Genomic DNA, 20251 nt, shown 5'->3' with positions numbered 1-20251 from the left:
TTTCTTATACTAGAATGCAATAATTTATTGAATATAGGCATTATTGTTCCTTATTAAATTAATAAAACTGCTAAAAAAATATTTGATATAATTTTCCAGATTAGTGAAATATTTTACAATTAGGTATTGTATGATATGACAGTCAATAATATAAAAAATTAATTTAAATGTGATGCGATGCGATGCGATGCGATGCGATGCGATGCGATGCGATGCGATGCGATGCGATGCGATGCGATGAACATATAAAAATCCTATCTATAGTTGTTTATAAAAATTAATTAAAATATACATTAATTTTAGAATTTGTCAATAAAATAAATTATTTTAATATTTTATTTACTTTACTTTTATATAAAAAATTATTAAAGTATATTGACAAATATATAATTAGTTATATATTACTTCACGTTTTTATTTACTATATTAATGTTTTTTTAGAGATTATATTATGAATTCTATTAATAAAAAGAAAACGCTTTTTGGGAATTTTGACTTTTATAAATTATGTATATCTATTGCAGTACCAGTAATGCTTCAGCAGCTTATAATGGGTATGGTATCATTAATAGATAATTTTATGGTGGCAGAACTAGGCGATATAAAAATGGCTGCTGTAAATGTATCTAATCAATTAAACTTTATATATCTTGTTATACTCAATACCTGTTATGGGGCTGGCGGAATATATATGGCTCAGAATAATGGGGCTGATAATAAAGAAGGTATGCAGCAGGCTTTCAGATTTAAAGTTATACTTCCGCTTGTTATTTCTATTATATATATGGTATTAATGCTTATTAATCCAGAGATATTTATGCGTTTGATGACCAGAGGAAACACTTCTCAGGAAGCTATACTTGTATCAAGTACAAAATATATGAGTATAATAGCTTTTACATTTATACCAATATCTATATCAGGAGCTATAGGTTCTTCATATAGAGAAATAGGAAAGCCGCATATACCGCTTATAATATCTGTTATAGCTACATTATGCAATACTCTTGGAAATTATATATTAATATACGGTAATTTTGGTGCTCCCAGACTTGAAGAGAGAGGGGCTACTATAGCCACACTTATAGCAAGAATAATAGAGATGATATTATTCATAGCTTATATAAAACTCCATAAAGAGAAGTTTTATGTGAGAACTAGAGAAATTTTAAAAGTAAAATTAAATGTATTTTATGCTATGCTTAAAAAATCTAGTTTGATATTTTTAAGCGAGATAAGCTGGGGATTAAGCGAGATGTTTATGACAGCACTTTATAATAGTAGGGGAGGGGCTGAAACTGTAGCTGGAATGGCTTCTGGTTTTACAATAGCTAATATATTTTATCTTGTGTTTCAAGGTGTATTTGTTTCTACTATGGTTATAGTAGGCGGCACACTTGGAAGAGGGGAGCTTGAAGAGGCTAAAGATAAGGCAAGGTGGATTATGAATGGTGCTATTATAGCAGGCTTGATTGTAGGACTTGTGCAGATGTCATCAACTTTACTTATACCTGTAATATTCTCAAAACTCACTGCTGATGCCCAAGCAATTACTAGAAATTTAGTAATATTAATAGCATGTTATATGCCAGTATGGACTTATATCAATTCTCAGTTTGCAGTTTCTAGGGCTGGAGGGGACACTATATTTGGTTTTGCAGTGGATGTGCCTGTATCTTTGTTTATGTTTGCTCCTTTGGCTTTGATACTTGCTAAATTTACTTCTGTAGGCCCTGTTGCTATGTTTGGAATAGCAAAATTAACGGACTTTGCCAAAATTACAATAGGTGTAATAATGCTTAAAAAAGAAAGATGGGTTAGAAAACTCACTGAATAGAAAATTTTTACTGGTATTCAAAAATAATGATAAAAATATACAGTATGTAACATTAAAAATTGATGCAGACAAAGTAAATACTTAATAAACTAATTCCGATTATATAAACGATATTTTATTTTTTAGTTAATTTTATTTTTTTCATACTTTTAATATCTTAAAATTAACTTATAATATATTGTAAATTGATTTAATTGTAGAGGATTTATGAATTACAATTTTTCTCTTATAACATTAGAATTAGGTATTCCAGTTATAGCAACTATTATATCTATTGTAGGTATAATATTGTATGCTTATATATATTTTCAATTATATGAAGAAACACAGGCTATTATATTGGCTTTGGGTTTTTTATGTTTTATATTTTCTGCTTTGGAGGCATTAAATATAATAATATCATTATATAGTCCTAATCACCCATTATCATTAAATTTGTATAAATTTGAGCAATTGGCCTTATCTCTTACCATTATTCCTTGGCTTGCATATATAAGAACGCAGCTTGAATTAAGTGAGAAATTCCATTTTGTATTGGATAAACTTTATATTGTAATAGTGTTTATATTTATATTATTATCAGCTATAGCTTTGTTATATCCTCAGGCTTTTATATCTTCTAGTGAGCCTATAAGTACTTTAAATGAAACTATGAGACACAGTGTAAAAAGCAGAGGCGAATTAGGTCCTGTGTATGTTTTTAGGGATTTTGTATTTACAGTATATTGTTTTGTTATTATATGTGCTTTTATATATGAAATGACAGTAAACAAAAAAGTTAGGAAAAATATACATTTACTCGTATTAATATCATTAATATCTTTAGCATTTTTTGATGACTTTAATGGAGTTTCAATATATAGAGAACATTCAAGTAATTTCTTACTTTTTCCAAGCTTAACTTTTTCAAGAATTACACTAGTATATGCTATATTTAATATTATAATGATATATTTCTCTGTAAGCAGATTTATTTCAGCAATACATAAAAAAACTACTCAGTCTTACGATTTAGAAAGTATAAAGGCTCAGGATTCTATTATTATTAATACAGCAATAAATACTTCTGAAAAATTGTCAGAATTAAAGGATAATTTTTCAGATTCTGTAAATAATTTGGTAAGCAGGGTAGAAAATACATATTCAACAATAAATAATTTAAAAAATGATATTAATAAAGTAATAGAATATACTAATGAGTTTATAACTATAGAAAATTTCCAAATTAATGACGGAAAAATAAATGTAGATAAAATTAATGAGTTAGTAGAAACTTATCCTAATCTGCAGATGTCTGTAGAATTACAGAAAAAGGCACTTGAAGAATCAAATTTAAAACTTCAGGAATCAGTAGAAAAAATATATAAACTTCAGGCAGAAAGCAGAGATACGGTAAGTTTATTTGAAGATTTTCAAAAAAAACTTGATGAAGAAAAAAATAATTTTATCAAAGAGTTCAGTAAATCAGAATCTTTTAATCAATTAAGTTTCCAAATTAATAGAATTATTTCTTTTATGACTAATATGTCTGATAAGACCAAAACTCTTGCTATAAACTCAAGTATACAGGCTTCAAAAGCAGGAGAATGGTATAATAACTTTTCTGTTGTATCTAAAGAGGTAACAGAATTGGTATCTGAAACTTCTGATGCCACAAATAATATGCAAAAACTATTATTTCAAATAGAGGATATATTTAAAAAGTTTAATTATTCAAGCAATAATATTACTAATAATGTATCTTTGCTTATAGAAGAAATGAAAAATCATTATGACAGACTTAATAAGTTTAATAAGAATATGGAAAAACAAAATGATTATAATATGAATATAATAAAAAATACAGATAAGATGTACAGCTCTATATCGAATATGACTAATATTATAGTTAATGAAGAGAATGATTTTCTTAATATAAAAAGCAAAATAGAAGAGATTAATGCCTATATAATGGATATATCTGAAAAAGCGTATATAGAAAATAATGAAGTAAAAAACCTTATGAGGGATATGAATAAATTACTTGCTACTTCTAATGATTTGGAATCTGTTACTAGCAAACTTAATGAAGAGATGAAAAGATTCTTAGAATATACTAATGACTTAGAAGATAAAGTTGATGAGTATTCTAAAGTAATGTAAAAGGAATAGATATGAATATACTATCAAATTTAATATTAGGATATAATATAACAATATTCAAATTGTTAGTGCCTATTATCGGTATTTCTTTAATGTCAGTATTTATTATGTTATATCTTCTGCTTTCTATCAAAACAAAAAAGGCCATATATATTACTATTTCTGTTACACTTACATTTATACTTATTTATAATATTATATCTCTGATTATAATATTTTTTGAATTGTATGGTATTAATAAAACAGCTGCTTTGAATATGTATACTATCAATAATATATTAATACTGATTGCTGTAATGCTTATGCCTATAAATACAAAGAGTTTTATATCTGGAAACAAAACTTTATCAAGCTTAAATAATGGGGTATTTGTAATAGGTATAGTTTTATCTGTTGTATTGATAGTTTTTAGTATAATATATCCAAGCAGATTTTTGTCAGTTACTATTAATTATTATGATTCTTCAAGTATATCATATTTCTTAAGACCCAGAGGATTATTTTTCTTATTAAGAGCTTATGTTATTTTATTCATATTTTTTGTAATGTTTATATCTGCTTTATCAGATATGATAATGAATTATAATTATAAAGTAAATGTTCCTATGATTATAGCCAATTCAATATCATTAATCTTAATAGTAAGATATTTATATGTAGATAAAACTTTAAATGGACTTGATTTTGATAGAATAGGGCTTGCTATAATAATATCATCTTCTTTCAGATCTATATCAATATTCTCTTCATTTGCCAAAAATGCACTTGATTCCATAAAGAAAGAAAGCATATTAAATAATAAACTTCATCTTAATTTAAAAACTTTAAATAATATAGACAGAATATCAGAGGAATTAAATAATATAGATAAAAATTTGATGGATACATCTATGTTTGTATTTGAAATAGATAAAGAAACAAAAGATGCATATAATATTATTAGTTCTAAGATAGATGCCATATTGGATGCTAATGATAAGTTAATAGAAGCCAAAAATAGTAAGAAAAATCTTATTAAAGACGGATTAAAATATACAAATACTATATTTACCTTTTTTGATAAATACAAATCTCAAATGCAGGAACATTTTAGAGTATTAAATCAGACAATATCAAATTTGAAAGAATCCGATTTTTCTAATGAACAAATAATGACTTTAAAAAATGAATTAAGACTTATAAAAGAAAGTTTAATTGAAACATCTAATAGATTTTTAACTATTATATTAGAATCAGCAGATCAATTTAAAGATGTAAGTACAATAACAGAAGCAATATACAGCACAATAGAATATATAAAGGCTATAACAAATAAAACAAATCTTTTATCTATTAATGCTGGGATACAAGCATCTAAAGCAGGTTTTTATGGAAAGAGTTTCTCTGTAGTGGCAAAAGAGATAGGGGCTTTATCTTTTGAAATATCTAAAGGTACAGAAGCAATAGAAAAAATGCTTACGGATATATTTGCAGGATTAGTAGTAATAGAAAACTCTTCATTTTATATACATGATCACTGCAAAATTATTTCAGAAGAGGTTAGCAGTATCACAGCAAATATTGATAATCTTATTAATGAAATAGAAAATGATATCAGTAGCGATTCTAAAAAATTAAGTAATTTTAAATCTTTAGAGCAGTATAATGAGGTTATGGCTAATATTTTGCTAAATCAAAACCTAATAGTTTTATCTATAAAAGAAAATATTTCTGCTATGCTTGATGTTCAGAATAATTTAAATGCAAAAATAGAATATCAGAACCAAGACGTTTATAAAATATTTAATAATTTTAACAGTATAATAAAAACTAAAGATGAGCTTAATGATATAACTAAGAAAATAGGAAGTTATTCTTCGTTCTCTCATACTGATATAGAGGCATTATCAAATATTATAAATACTCATAGAAAGAAGAGCAGCTTTACATTTGCTCCTATTATAGCATTATTAAAGAAATCATAATGATTAATATTGATACATTATTGATTATAATATTGGCTGTATTATTTATATATGGTTTTGCAAAGGGGCTCATATCTATTATTATACCTATTGCGGCTGTAATAGTTTCTTTTATAATAGCACCTCTTATATATAATCATATGTCAAAGTATTTTGATCATTCTATTATTTTGAAGATTATATCTTTAATAGTTACTTACTCTGTTATAAGGATAATACTTTCAAAGGTAGAAAAAAGTGTAAAAGATATTTTGAAAATAATATATTTATCTTGGGCTGATAGGATTATTGGTGCTGCTATAGTTTTATTTGCAGCATGCATTATTATTTATTTTTTATCTTCGATAACTATATATTATTTTCCAGAATATTTTAATTATATAGAAAAATCAAAAGTAATTAATTTAATATTTGTATTATTTAAAAATAATTATATATCCGATTTTATTAATAATACGGATATATTATAAAATTACATGCTTATCTTTTAGGAATAAAAAATAAGCATGTAGATATTTCCTTAATTTTCAGTATCTTTTATTTTTACAACCAAACCAGCAGCCTCAAGCAATGACACAATATACACTTTGTCATTATCTTCTATATCTATAGCCATATTGCATACACCAAATACAGGTTCAGGTGCTGGTCTTACAACCACTTCTATTCCCGCATCGAGTAAAATTTTCTCTGCCTTGATTAAATCTCTAGGCGTTTGTAAATAACAAAAACTCTTTACCATAATTCATTTCCTAATGTATTAATTAAATATTTTAAATCTTCTTTTGTAGTATATGGGGAGAAAGAAAATCTTATAGCACCATTATCATTTTTATAGAAATTATGTGCCAAAAAAGCACAATGAAAACCATATCGGCATTCTATATTATAGTCTTCATATAGTTTATGAGCTAAATCCGACATGCTTATAGAATCAGTAGTTATAGAAAATACAAAACCCTGTGTATCTTTATTTTTAGACCATACAGTTTTATATTTATTAAGATTTTCTATTTTGTTTATTGTACTTACTAAATCTTCTATTGTAATATTCCAAATAGGTCGGTTTTTTAGTGCTGCCAATAGCCCTATAATTCCTACAGTATTTGGAGTACCTGCTTCATATATCTCTGGTACACTAAAAGGAGTTTCATATCCGTCCCCAAAACCGCCTCCGAAATATGCAGGATTTAGTTTTTCTGGATTTTTTACATAAAAGCCACCAGTTCCAGTAGGTCCTAAAAGTCCCTTATGTCCAGTAAATGCTATAAAATCAACATTCCATTCATCAGCTTTTACTTCATGCACTCCAACAGCTTGAGTAGCGTCAACAAGCAGCGGTATATCACCTATAGTTTCTTTAATTTTAGCTATAGGCTGTATTGCTCCGCTGATATTACTCTCCATATTAACTATAACTAATGATATTTTATCTTTTTTTATTATGTTTTTGAGAGCATCCGTATCTATTATACCGCCTTCTAATGACGGAATTATTTCATATTCAACATTTTTATTTTTATTTAACTTATATACTGGTCTTAATGTAGCATTATGTTCCAAAGTCGATATTAATATTTTACAGTCATGCAAATCCAAACCTATAAGTATATCATTTACAGACCTAGTTGCCCCAGAAGTGAATATTATATTAGCATCATTTTTAGTACCTATGAATTTTTTAGCTAATATTTCTCGGCATTCCTCTATTTTTTGAGTGGTTTCTTTACCTCTTTTTGTATTAACTCTTCCATAAGTACCGCCTACATTCATTAAGAAATTGTACATCTCTTCAGCAACTTCTTTTGGTTTAGGAAAACTAGTTGTAGAGTTATCAAAATAATAATTTTTCATAATTAAAATAAGTCTTATGCTCTTATTACAGCAGAAGCATTAGCCATAGCCTCTATAATTCCAAGCATATTAGTTTGTTCTTCTACTTTAATTCCTTCTAATTCATAAAATTTAACACAAGTACCGCAGAAAAATATTTTTATTCCTGCATCTCTTAATTCCTGAAGTAAAGTTTTATAAGGTTCATCAATACCTAAATAAACTCCGCCGTTATAACAGTATAAAGCCTCAGGTTTTGGATTAGCGTCCTTTAATGCTCCCAAAAATGATTTTAATAATAATTCTCCAAGTTCATCATTTCCCTGACCCATAAGTTTTTTATCAACTACTGCTATTACAGGTCCAGATGATTTTTCTTTGCTGTTATTTAATGACAATTCTTTATTTTTTACAATTTTAAAGTTTTTTCCTTCATTAGTGTATGTTATGCCGTTATTTTTTAAGAAGTCTGTAATATTGTGGAAAGCCACATCATCATCTATAAGTACTTCTATTTCTTCATTTAATGCTGCATTAGTTAGTGCTGTTTTAGTTAGAATTAATGGTTTTGGGCAAGGTACGCCTCTAGCGTCTATAGTTTTCATAGTCTTACTTCCTTAAATAATATTGTACTATAATAATATATTAAAATCGTTTTATTGTCAATTATGTATTATAAACTTATATTATTTCTTAAAAGTTTTTGATGATTTTATTAAAAGTATAGCTATAAAAGTTATTATGCTTATCAAAACTATAGTAGCACCGGGTTTTAGACCTTTATAGTATGAAATAAATATTCCAAGTATTGTAAAAAATAAATTAAAAAGCACAGCATAAATAATAGTTCTTTTATAGCTGTTTGCAATCTGCATAGAGCATGCTGCAGGAACTACCATCATTGAGGATACTATTAAAGAGCCTATAGTTCTTGCGGATATTGATACGGCGGCAGCTGTAAGTATTGTAAATATAAAGTTTATTCTATTGACTGGAACACCTGATAATTTAGCTAATCTTTCATTAAATGTTATATAGAAAATCTCTTTGTATAAAAATATGAAAATTAGTATAGATATTAAACTTATTAATATTATTAATTTTAATTCAAAATCACTTATAGCAACTATACTTCCGAATAAAAAACTATTAAAATTAGCATTGTTTGAAACAAATCCAGAGAGTATTCCTGCAATTCCTATTGATAAAGACATTATAATTGATATGGACATCTCTCCGTATTTCGATATTTTTTTTCTTATAAACTCAATGGATAAAGCCGCCAATACACAAAATACAATTGAAGCGGCTATAGGATTAATATTAAATACGAGTCCGAAAGCAACCCCAGCAAGAGATGTATGAGATATGGCATCTCCTATCATAGAAAGCCTTTTTAATACAACTACAACACCTATACAGGGTATAATTACTGCAATCATAATACCTACTATAAAAGCCTTACGCATAAAATCATACTGAAATATTTCCATATAAGTTTTCCAAAAAATTAATAATAATTGAAGATATTATACTATAATTATAGTAAAATGAAAGTTATATAAAAGTTATATAATATAGAAAATGTATAATCTTTAATAAACTCTATATATAATAAAATTCTAATCTTAGCAAAATAACTAAAAAAACTATTTTTTGATAAATGATATATAATTTAATAATTATTTTTTTAATGTACAACAAGTTACTATTTAGTATAATAATAGGTAATGTATCATTGACTAATAACTATATTGGAAAGGGCAGCGAACGAATGGATATATAGCGATTGTAAAATTACAATTATTTAGTATATACAAAAATAAAGAAAAAGCTTTACCAAACTTTTTAAGTTCAGCAAAGCCTTATATTTTGATAAAAATTTAATGATTATAAATTATTAAGTCTATTCAAAACTTCTATATAAGCCTCTTCAATAGAGCCTAAATCTCTTCTAAATCTATCTTTATCCAATTTTTTTCCAGTTTCTTTATCCCAGAATCTGCAAGTATCTGGTGTAATCTCATCAGCTAATAATATCTCGCCTTTTGAGTTTTTACCAAATTCTACTTTAAAATCAACTAAAGTAATTCCTATTTTATCTAGTGCCTCTTTTAATAAGTTATTAACTTTTGAAGTTACTTCATATATGTACTTTAATTCATCATAAGTAGCCAATTTCAAAGCAACAGCATGATGATCATTAATCAAAGGATCCCCATATTCATCATTTTTGTAGCATATTTCAAATATAGTATTAGGAGGAACTGTACCTTCTTCTATACCAAGTCTTTTAGCCATAGAACCTGCAATTAAATTTCTAACTATTACTTCCAATGGAAATATTTTTACTCTCTGACAAAGCTGTTCTCTGTCATTTAATTTTTCTATAAAGTGAGTTTTTATTCCATTTTTTTCAAGCATTTTAAAAAGCAATGAAGTAATTTCATTATTCATAACGCCTTTATCTTTAATAGAACCTTTTTTTTCACCATTGAAAGCAGTAGCATCATCTTTATAATACACTATAATCTGTTCAGGATCATCAGTAGCATAAACTTTTTTAGCTTTACCTTCATATATCATTTCTTTTTTTTCTTTAGACATATATAAACTCCTGTTATGTCAAAACTTTTTATACTATTATATACTTTTTTGATAATTTTTCCATATAGTAATGTTATAAAATATAAAAATAATTATATATCAAACTCTATAGCTTTATTATTATCAGCTATAAAATCTTCTTTCATTTTTTTTCTGTATTCTATTAATTTATTTTTTATAGTATCATATTTTAAAGCAAGTATTTCAATAGCAAGCATACCAGCATTATAAGAATTATTGATACCAACAGTTGCAACAGTTATAGGTTTAGGCATTTGAACTATAGACAAAAGAGCGTCCATTCCGTCAAGATTACTTGCACTAATAGGAACGCCTATCACTGGAAGTATTGTTTTTGAAGCTATAACACCGGGTAAATGTGCGGCAAGACCTGCTCCTGCAATAATTACTTCAAAATTTTCTTCTTCTATTTCTTTAATAGTTTTTTCAAGATGTTCTGGAACTCTGTGAGCAGACAGAACAAAGGCTTTATATTCAACTCCAAATTCTTTTAAGCAAGCAGCAGCACCTTTCATTTTATCAGTATCAGATCTGCTTCCAAATATTATAGCAGCTTTCATATTATTTTCTCCTAATAATAAATTTATGCTATATTATAAACAAAAATATATTATAGTGCAAATATTAATGGAGTTACTTTTTTATAATATGATCTATAGATTTAGTATCCTTGCTTCCGCATTTTGGACATTTAGGTCTGCTTAAGATTGAAAATATAGTGCCACCCAAAATAGGCTTTTTAGATTTAGTGAAAATTTTGCCGCAGGAATTGCATTTATACATAAATGGGGGATTAAAAGGCAGCATAATAAAACTCCTATAATAATTTTTAATTTAATGTAATTATAGTGTATACAAACGACAATTTTTGTCATTATTTTTATAATTATTAAAAAATATTATATTTTATCTTATTGAAGTCTTAAATTCAGAAACAAATGTAGAATCCTGATTATATTTTACTGTTACTTTGGCATCATAAACAGCAGAAGGCAGATATTTTCCGTTTTTATCCAAACCAGACCATATACATGTGGCAGTTTTTTTACTGTTTTCAATAATCATATCCTTTGAATCTATCAAATCTCCATTTTGAGAATATATATCAAGTTTGGCACTTATAATTTCACCGCTTTTAATAGATACTTTATATGTAGTATTTTCACCATTAGAAGGGTTAAAAGGATTAGGATAATTATAAAACTCTGAAAGAAGAGAGCTAGGTTTATTCGGCGAGCATGAAATATAAAGGAAAGCTAAAAGAATTAACAATAATATTTTAGCTTTCCTTTTATCTAAGAAACTATTTATCATCAACTTAAATATTAATCAGTAGTAAACAATATTCTTCCGCAATGGAAACACATTATAATTTGATTTTGTCTTCTAACTTCATTAACAGTCATTTTAGGTATAGCTACATTACAAGCACTGCATTTATAATTTTCTATTTTAGCTAGAGCTTCACCTTTATTTTCTTTAATTCTTTTATAATTTTCTAATACAGCAACATCAATTTTACTTAATATAGTGTCTTTATATTTTTTGTACTCTTCTAAAACTACATCAGATTTTTGCTGAGAGTGAGTAGAACTATAAAGTTCATATGCTTTAATTTGTATTTCAGCTCTTTCAAGTTCGATTAAGAATTTAATTTGTTTTTCAGCTTCAAATTTTTCATCTAATTTTTTGAAAGATTCTAAAACACTATAAAGTTCATCATAACCTTTAGTAGCCATAATCTTGTCAAGTATTTCTTTTTGGTTTACCAAGAAGAAAATTTGAGAAAGATTTAATAGGTAATCCTGTGGGTTATCAAGGTCAGAAAGTATAGCAAATACAAGTTTTACAGGGCTTTTTTCATCAGAATCTGAATCGTAGTTGATTTCATCTTTCAAGAAACCTACAAATATATCAGTTTTTCCATAGCCTTGAATTCTGCCATGCGGAACAGCAACGCCGTTACCTATATTAGTTGTGTATTCATCTTCACGCTTTTTGAATGCATCAAATACAGCATCTGCAGAAGCAGAAGCTACTGGTGCGATTTTTTCACTTAAAGCTCTAAAAAGTGATTCTTTGTCTTTTGATTCCAAATCTTCAAATACATGTTCTTTTGTAATTTTGTCAATTATTTTGAGCATACAATCTCCTAGTGTTATACGTATTAAATTATTATATTATAGTATATAAAAAATATCAACTTTATTTTTATATACAGCATTTAATTTTACTCTCCGCTTCCAAGCAAAGCCTTTCTTTCTTCTATAACTTTATCAGCCAAAGGACCTGTTAATTCCTGATAATGAGAATGCTCCATTTCAAAAGTACCTCTGCCTGAAGTAGATGCTTTCATCTCTATAGAATAAGTAAGCATTTCAGATAATGGAACTTCAGCTTTAATCATCTGTACAGTATTTGAAGCTGCTTCCATACCCAAGATTTTTCCTCTTTTGCCTGTAAGCTCATTCATTATAGCACCTGTAAACTCTTCAGGTACATAAACTGTAACTTTCATAATAGGCTCTAATAATACAGGGCTTGCATTTTTGAATGCTTCTTTAGCTGCCATAGAACCTGCTATTCTAAATGATAATTCATTAGAATCTACATCATGGTACTTACCATCATATAGTCTTACTTTTATATCTACCATAGGATATTTACCCAAAGGTCCCTGTGCCATAGCATCTTGTATACCTTTTTCTACTCCCGGTATATACTGTTTTGGGATAGCACCGCCGAATATATCATTAACAAATTCATATCCGCCGTCTCTTGGAAGAGGCTCTACTTCTAAATGAACTTCTCCAAACTGACCGCTTCCTCCAGACTGTTTTTTATGCCTATATTGTGCCTGAGCTTTCTTCCTTATAGTTTCTCTGTAGGCCACTCTAGGAACACTCTGTTCTATTTCGGCTTTAGTTAAAGATACTACTCTTTCAAGTGCCAATTTTACCTGCAAAGCACCCATAGCTTTTATTATAGTTTCTTTTGTTTCGCTGTCAAACTCTACATGGAAAGTCAAATCTTCCTGATCGATTGTATCAAGAACTTCAAGTGCTTTTATATCATTTTTTAATATTTTAATAGCTGTAAAATAAATAGGCTGAGGTATTTTTAGAGGAAGGAATTGGAATGGAGAACTTGGGGTACTGATAGTATCTGCTGTTCTGCAGTCTGAAAGTTTAGCTAATACTCCTATATCGCCTGCTGTAATAGTGTCTGTTTCAAATTGTTTTTTACCTCTTGCTGTATATATATGTGATACTTTTTCTTTTTTACCAGTTCTTGAATTGTATATTTCATCGCCGCTTTTTATACTTCCAGAACGAACTTTAAAGAAAGATATTCTTCCAGCATATTGATCTATAGTGGTTTTAAATACAAAGGCAGCAAAAGGATTATTCTCTCCTAATATAGACCTTGTAGCAGGTTCATTTGTTAAAAGGTCTGTACCATCTGTAACAGGAACATATGAAGGAGAAGGCATATATCTTATTATAGTATCAAGTACCGCTCCCATACCTATATCTCTTATAGAAGTACCAAATAAAATTGGAACTACTTTATACTGAAGTATAGATTTTGTTAGAGCTTCTATATATTCTTCATCAGTAAACTTTCCGCCTTCTAAAAATCTTTCTGTAAGGCTGTCATCTACTTCGCATACAAGTTCTTTAAGTCTGTCGCGTGTAGCTCTGTACTCATCATAATACTCTTCTGGTATTTCTGCTTCTACAATTTTTCCATGTTCATCTCTAAAGAAAGCCTTATGATAAATAACATCTATTATACCTTTAAAATCTTTACCATTACCCATAGGTATTTGTATAGGAACTACAGGAGGCTCTTTAAAGTTATGTTCTATTTTTTCTAATAAAGTTTTATGATCAACCATCTCCTTATCTATTTTATTGATAAATATTATTCTAGGTCTTTTAAAACTATTAGCCATCTGCCAATGTTTTTCTGTTTCTATCTGTATACCAAACTCGGCATCTATTACTACTATACAGGATTCTGCTACTCTTAAGGCTGGGTTAATCTCGCCGCTAAAATCACCCGACCCCGGAATGTCCAGCAAATTAATTTTATGATCTTTCCATTCTATAAAACTTAAAGAAGTACGTATTGACATTTTTTGTTTTATTTCTTCGTCTGTATAATCACTGACTGTAGTACCTCTTTCTATTTCGCCTTTCTTATCTATAGATTTTGCTCTGAATAATAAGGCTTCATTTAAAGATGTTTTGCCGCTTCCTACATGTCCCAAAAGGGCTACATTACGAATACTTTCTGGGTTATAGATTTTTCCCATAGACATTCCTCCTTTGATAACAGGTAATATTTTGATATAATAGATTATTTATTATATTATTTTGGTGATTTCTAAAGAAGCTTAAAGAATAAGCTGATTCATAGAAAACTAAGCAATGCATGATAATTCAAGTATAGTAAAAAAAATATCAAAAATCAAATTTTATATTCATTTTTACTATTATTTTAAAGTCTGTAATAGTACTTTTTATACAATATTACTTTAAGAAAAAATCAATTTTATGATTTACTAGTTTAAATGTTTTAAATATAAAAGGATAATAGCATGCCAAAATACAAGCCGCAAACTTTAAAAGAATTATATAAACTAACGGAAGATGAAAATATTTATTTAGGCGATATAGATACAAGCCTTATTACAGATATGAGCGGATTATTTTCTGGAAGTAAAAGAAAGGATTTTTCTGGAATAGAAACTTGGAATACTTCTAATGTTGTAAACATGAATTCAATGTTTTCTTTTGCATCAAATTTTAATCATAATATAAATAATTGGAATGTATCTAATGTTGAAAATATGGGCTATATGTTTAGAGATGCAGCTAAATTCAATCAGCCTCTTAATAATTGGAATGTTCATAAAGTTAAAATTATGAATTATATGTTTAATGATGCTTTTAGCTTTAATCAGGATATTTCATCTTGGAATGTTGAGAGTGTTAAAGATATGAGTTATATGTTTAGAGGATGCAGCAAATTTAATCAGCCGCTTAATAGTTGGAATGTATCTAATGTTGAAAATATGTATTGTATGTTTGTACAAGCTTTAGAGTTTAATCAGCCTTTAAATGATTGGGATATATCAAATGTGAAAGATACATCATATATGTTTTATCTTGCTTCAAAGTTTAATCAGCCTCTTGATAAATGGAATGTTAATAAAGTAAAAAATATGAGTTATATGTTTGGCGGAACTTATAATTTTAATCAGTATGATTCTTTAGAAAATTGGGATATTAGTCAAGTTAATTCTATGGAGAATATTTTTCAATTCTGTAATAACTTTAAAAATTTTAAAAATTTGAAATGGACTTTATATTTACATGTATTAGATAATTATTATTATGGTAATGATATTATAAGAGATAATTTAAAAGAAATTTATAAAATATCATCTGAAAGCAAAAATAAAAAAATAATAGCCTTCAAGAAAAGATTAGAAAATATTTATTATGATGAATTAAAAGATTTAGCAGAATGTGTAACTTTCAAAAGTATAGAAGAAGCAGAAAATTATGCTGAAAATAATCTAAATAAAAAAGATGAAAAGAAAGTTGACTTTATAAAAAAAGCTAATGTATTAATAAAGGATAAATCAAGAGAAGTTAATATAAAAGTAATAAAATACATATACTTAAAATATCTAGAATTAAAGAAATATATTTATCGTATTATTGAAATTGATTCTATTATAGATTTGCTTGATAAAGAAAGTTTTTTGAACTTTGCTTATAATATTTATAAAGAAACAAATAAAGAAACAGCACAATTAATTTACGGATTATATGGAGGATCATTAGAAGAAATATACAAAAAAGACGGAGAATCAAAATTATTTTTTAAGATACTATCTTTAAATAAAGAAAATGAATACACAATTAAAATACTATTTAATATATATAATAATGCCAAAAAAATGGCAACAAAAAATAATGCTTTAGATATTTTAATAGAAATTGCTAAAGATAAAAAAATTCCTTTTTACAATTTAGAATTGAAATATAATTCAAATATTGGCTTTGACAAAAACAGCGAAAAAATTATTGATGAAAATTATAAATTAATATTAAACAATGATTATTCTGTAAGTATATTTGATATAAAGATGAATAAAATATTAAAATCAATTCCAAGAAATTTAGATAATAATAAAAAAGAAGAAATAAAACATATAAGAGAAGAAGTTTCTAATATGATAAAAAAATTCTCGTATATATTAAATAAATTACTTATTGCAGGTGATAAATATGATTATAATTTTTTCAAAGAAGTTTTTATAGATAATCCAATAATGAATAAATTTGACTTATCACTTATATGGAATTTATACGATATAAATAATAATTTTATAACAACATTCAGATATTCAGGAGATGGAAGTTATACCAACTCAGATGATGAAGAAATAAAAATTGATGATAATACCTTTATAAGTTTAGCAAGCCCTATTGAAATGAAAGAAGAAACCATTACAAAATGGAAAAAGCAATTAGAAGATTATGAATTATCGCAGCCTATAAATCAATTAAGCATAATAAAACTTGATAAAAATAATTTGGAAAATGAAATAAACAAACTACAAAATATAGAAATAGCATATGGTACTTTTAAAGCATTTGGAATGAGATATGGAATGATGTCTTCATATACAGAATACAGAACAATCAAAGAATATAATTTAAGTCTTGATAATAGAGATACTTTTATAATAAAGGCTCAAATTTATGGAGAAGCTGATTATAAGGACAAAGTAAAAATAAATATTGAGTTTAAAAACGATGAAAACAAAGAAGTATCAAAAAGATTTATTTATACAATTCTTGTATTTATGATATGGGATTTTCGTTTAACTAATTTATTTTAAATAATAAAAAAAATATTATTTACCTTTTTTATCTTCAGGTTCTGTAATTTCTGTAATTTTTACTTCTTTTACTTTTTCGCCTGCTGTTTTCTTTAGTGTGAGTTTTTCTCTGTCTTTTTCAGCTATATAGTAGTTATTTCTTAATTTTAATACTATATCTTTTGCTCCGTTTATACCGTCATTTTTTTTATAGGCACTTATAAGAATTTGTATTAATGATATAGTAGAAGGAAGCCCTATATAAATAATGGCAGCAGCAGCAGATGGAATAGTTGCTATAGAAGAAGCGATTAATGCCTTGTCTTTTCCTAATTTCTTTGATGATATTACAGCAGTAGCGGCGACTAATACTCCTCCTATAAGTACACCCCAAGCAATTTTTCCAGTATTTTTTATATTTGATATTTTTTTGCCTAGTTTATACTCTGCATAAATAACATCATCATCATTCATCAAAGCATCAACTAATTCTTCTTCATTCATGCATATTTTATAATGAACTTCTTTCATAATCACTATTTACCCCATTTATTATTTTTTATATGATAAATTTATTACGGATAAAAGTCAATTATTGTATTAATAATTTTTATAAAAAAGGACTTCATAAAAATGAAGCCCTAATTATATAAAATTAACAAGTCTTATCAATAGGTACTTTTTTAGGTATCTCTGTAGGATAACTTCCATTAAAACAGCCTATGCAGTAATTTTTGTTTCCTAAAGCCTCAAGCATATCTTCTATTGTAAGATATTCTAAAGTATCAGCATTAATCTCCTTTCTAATCTCTTCTACAGAAAGTTTTGCTCCTATAAGTTCTTTTTTTGAAGATATATCAACTCCATAGTAGCATGGACTTTTTATAACAGGAGAAGCTGACCTAAAATGCACTTCCTTAGCACCAGCACGCCTTACAATATCTATTAATATTCTGCTTGTAGTACCTCTTACCAATGAATCATCTATAAGTATAACTCTTTTTCCGTCTATCAAATGCTTTAAAGGATTAAATTTTAGTTTAACAGTTTCTTCTCTTGTGGATTGCTCTGGCATAATAAATGTTCTTCCAATGTATCTGTTTTTTACCAAACCTATACTGTAAGGTATTCCGCTTTCCTGAGAAAATCCCAAAGCCGCTATAGTACCAGAGTCCTGAACTCCTATAACTATATCAGCATCAACTTTATTTTGTCTTGCAAGAAGCACACCTGTCTGAAATCTCACATTATATACATTAATACCGTCTATATTGCTTTCAGGACGTGCAAAATATATATGTTCAAAAGCACAAGGACAATGTTTTACATCTTCTTTAGCATATTTAAAAGATTTTACGCCTTCATCATCTATTATTACCATCTCTCCTGCTTCAATATCTCTTACAAACTTAGAACCCACAGCATCTAAAGCACAAGATTCTGAAGCTAAAAAATAATCGCCGTTTGAATTTGTACCCAAACATAAAGGTCTTATACCATAAGGATCTCTTACCCCTATAAGTTTGCCGTCTACAACTATAACAAGAGCAAAAGCACCTTTTATAATATTAACACTTTCTTTTATGCCTTCTATAAAATTACTAACTGTTTTTCTCGCTATAAGTTTGATAATCACTTCTGTATCGGAAGTGGCATTAAATGTAGCTCCGCCTTCTTCAAGTTCATATCTCAATTCTTCAGCATTAGTTAAATTACCATTATGAGCTATAGCTATTTGTCCGAGTCTAAAAAGATTTTCAATAGGCTGAGCATTTTCTATTTTGCTTGCACCAGTGGTAGAATATCTCACATGACCTATTGCAATATTCCCTTCTGTATCTTTAGGAATATTACTTGTAAACAAATCAGACACAAGACCCATAGCCTTATATGTAAATAAATGCTTATAATTCGATATTGTAATACCCGCACTTTCCTGTCCTCTATGCTGTAATGAATAGAGGGCATAATTTAGAGTTTTTAATATATCTTTCTTAATATCTTTGGAATAAATACCAAAAACTCCGCATTCTTCTCTAGGCTTATCGTATGTTGTAATATTATTCATATATTATTATAACCAACTTTATTTTTATTTTTGACGTGACAATATTATAATTAATTTCATTTTAACACAATAGATTTATTAAAATTTATAAGTTTTTAATTTAGTATTTTTAAATTATAGCTGCATCTTTGCTCTTACGAAATACACAGAATTGTTGAAAAGGCTATGTAAATATTAAAAAAATATTTAAAAATATATTATCATCATCTGTTAATTTTTTTTAATTCTTCTTTATTTTTTAGTCTTATGTTGTACTGTCTTCATTAGTATAAATGCTCCAAGTATTATCTGGAAGCTGATAATAACTATTTTCTATAAGTTTTTGTACATTTCTTCTGTATAGAGCAGTTTCTACTTCTTTTATATTTGCCATAGTAAGTTTTGGGTCTGAAAGTATTAAATATTCAGCTATGGTTCTTCTGTCTGTATTTTCTTTTTCCATTATCTCTTTTATATATTTTACTCTCTCTTCACTGTATACAGTTTTCGGTTTTGAAACATCAAATGCTATATAAGACAAATATCCGCCGTTATTTTCTCCTATATAATAATTGGTTTTATAGAGATTTATTTCATCTTGATTAAACATACTTCTTATAAGAGCTTCTTTATATTCAATGGCAAGTTCATCAGAAACATTTGTACTTACCATAATAAGATTCAAATCCTCATCGCTTGAGAGAGTAGATATTTGATAAGCACTCTCATCTATCTGTCTGTATCTTCCCAAAACCTGAGCCTCTATCAAAGTTTTACCTCCAAGTACACGCATCTCAGGCTCCTGAACTAATATAAGTTTAGAACAGCTTGTAAAAACCATCACAACAAAAGAAATAAATATTATACTATAAACTTTCATCTTCTCTACTCCCTAT

The 20251-nt window shown here is 27.2% G+C and carries 18 protein-coding genes; 5 read left to right on the top strand and 13 right to left on the bottom strand.

Annotated features, from left to right (window positions below):
- Positions 1–451 precede the first annotated feature (451 nt).
- The 4 genes from F811_RS0106985 (at position 452) to F811_RS0106970 (ending at position 6413) form a co-directional block, all read left to right on the top strand.
- Positions 452–1837, top strand: a complete 1386-nt coding sequence (locus F811_RS0106985) for an MATE family efflux transporter (protein ID WP_020004555.1) — start codon at positions 452–454, stop codon at positions 1835–1837.
- A 207-nt stretch (positions 1838–2044) separates the two neighbouring features.
- The gene (locus F811_RS0106980) at positions 2045–3979 is read left to right on the top strand and encodes a methyl-accepting chemotaxis protein (RefSeq protein WP_020004554.1); all 1935 of its coding nucleotides are present in this window, start codon (positions 2045–2047) and stop codon (positions 3977–3979) included.
- An 11-nt stretch (positions 3980–3990) separates the two neighbouring features.
- Positions 3991–5943 carry a methyl-accepting chemotaxis protein gene (locus F811_RS0106975; protein ID WP_020004553.1) on the top strand — a complete coding sequence of 651 codons (1953 nt, stop codon included), beginning with the start codon at positions 3991–3993 and terminating at the stop codon, positions 5941–5943.
- Complete coding sequence (locus tag F811_RS0106970) at positions 5943–6413, top strand: CvpA family protein (RefSeq protein ID WP_020004552.1); 471 nt, start codon at positions 5943–5945, stop codon at positions 6411–6413. Before F811_RS0106975 ends, F811_RS0106970 begins: the two co-directional genes overlap by 1 nt.
- Positions 6414–6463: 50 nt before the next feature.
- Here F811_RS0106970 and F811_RS0106965 read toward each other — a convergent pair whose 3' ends face one another.
- From F811_RS0106965 to fusA, 10 genes are all read right to left on the bottom strand, one after another.
- Positions 6464–6685, bottom strand: a complete 222-nt coding sequence (locus F811_RS0106965; RefSeq protein WP_020004551.1) for a putative Se/S carrier-like protein — start codon at positions 6683–6685, stop codon at positions 6464–6466.
- The gene (locus tag F811_RS0106960; protein ID WP_020004550.1) at positions 6679–7797 is read right to left on the bottom strand and encodes an aminotransferase class V-fold PLP-dependent enzyme; all 1119 of its coding nucleotides are present in this window, start codon (positions 7795–7797) and stop codon (positions 6679–6681) included. Before F811_RS0106960 ends, F811_RS0106965 begins: the two co-directional genes overlap by 7 nt.
- A 14-nt stretch (positions 7798–7811) precedes the next feature.
- The gene (gene yedF / locus F811_RS0106955) at positions 7812–8381 is read right to left on the bottom strand and encodes a sulfurtransferase-like selenium metabolism protein YedF (RefSeq protein ID WP_020004549.1); all 570 of its coding nucleotides are present in this window, start codon (positions 8379–8381) and stop codon (positions 7812–7814) included.
- 81 nt (positions 8382–8462) lie between these two features.
- Positions 8463–9269, bottom strand: a complete 807-nt coding sequence (locus F811_RS0106950; protein ID WP_020004548.1) for a metal ABC transporter permease — start codon at positions 9267–9269, stop codon at positions 8463–8465.
- Between the two features lie 397 nt (positions 9270–9666).
- Positions 9667–10383 (bottom strand): phosphoribosylaminoimidazolesuccinocarboxamide synthase, encoded by a 717-nt coding sequence (gene purC, locus F811_RS0106945; RefSeq protein WP_020004547.1) that lies wholly within the window; start codon positions 10381–10383, stop codon positions 9667–9669.
- A gap of 92 nt (positions 10384–10475) precedes the next feature.
- A complete protein-coding gene (gene purE / locus F811_RS0106940) occupies positions 10476–10964 on the bottom strand; it encodes a 5-(carboxyamino)imidazole ribonucleotide mutase (RefSeq protein ID WP_020004546.1) in 489 nt (162 codons plus the stop codon).
- 73 nt (positions 10965–11037) lie between these two features.
- Entirely contained in the window at positions 11038–11211 is a 174-nt protein-coding gene (locus F811_RS16510) for a hypothetical protein (protein WP_020004545.1), read from the bottom strand.
- Between the two features lie 99 nt (positions 11212–11310).
- Positions 11311–11718 carry a hypothetical protein gene (locus tag F811_RS0106930; RefSeq protein WP_020004544.1) on the bottom strand — a complete coding sequence of 136 codons (408 nt, stop codon included), beginning with the start codon at positions 11716–11718 and terminating at the stop codon, positions 11311–11313.
- 11 nt (positions 11719–11729) lie between these two features.
- Positions 11730–12548 (bottom strand): PTS sugar transporter subunit IIA, encoded by an 819-nt coding sequence (locus F811_RS0106925; protein ID WP_020004543.1) that lies wholly within the window; start codon positions 12546–12548, stop codon positions 11730–11732.
- Positions 12549–12634: 86 nt separating this feature from the next.
- Positions 12635–14725, bottom strand: a complete 2091-nt coding sequence (gene fusA / locus F811_RS0106920; protein ID WP_020004542.1) for an elongation factor G — start codon at positions 14723–14725, stop codon at positions 12635–12637.
- A 285-nt stretch (positions 14726–15010) separates the two neighbouring features.
- Between fusA and F811_RS0106915 the strand changes: the two genes are divergently transcribed.
- Positions 15011–17329: a BspA family leucine-rich repeat surface protein gene (locus F811_RS0106915; RefSeq protein WP_020004541.1), complete on the top strand. Its 2319-nt coding sequence runs from the start codon at positions 15011–15013 to the stop codon at positions 17327–17329.
- Between the two features lie 15 nt (positions 17330–17344).
- Here F811_RS0106915 and F811_RS0106910 read toward each other — a convergent pair whose 3' ends face one another.
- From F811_RS0106910 to F811_RS0106900, 3 genes are all read right to left on the bottom strand, one after another.
- Positions 17345–17839, bottom strand: coding sequence for a hypothetical protein (locus tag F811_RS0106910; protein WP_020004540.1), 495 nt, complete (start codon positions 17837–17839; stop codon positions 17345–17347).
- A 124-nt stretch (positions 17840–17963) separates the two neighbouring features.
- Positions 17964–19376 (bottom strand): amidophosphoribosyltransferase, encoded by a 1413-nt coding sequence (gene purF, locus F811_RS0106905; protein WP_020004539.1) that lies wholly within the window; start codon positions 19374–19376, stop codon positions 17964–17966.
- A 244-nt stretch (positions 19377–19620) separates the two neighbouring features.
- Positions 19621–20235, bottom strand: a complete 615-nt coding sequence (locus tag F811_RS0106900; protein ID WP_020004538.1) for a hypothetical protein — start codon at positions 20233–20235, stop codon at positions 19621–19623.
- Between the last annotated feature and the right edge of the window lie 16 nt (positions 20236–20251).

The organism is Brachyspira innocens ATCC 29796, from assembly GCF_000384655.1.
Classification (GTDB): Bacteria; Spirochaetota; Brachyspiria; order Brachyspirales; family Brachyspiraceae; genus Brachyspira; species Brachyspira innocens.
Note: the sequence above shows the minus strand (reverse complement) of the source record. Positions and strands in the feature narration are given on the sequence as shown.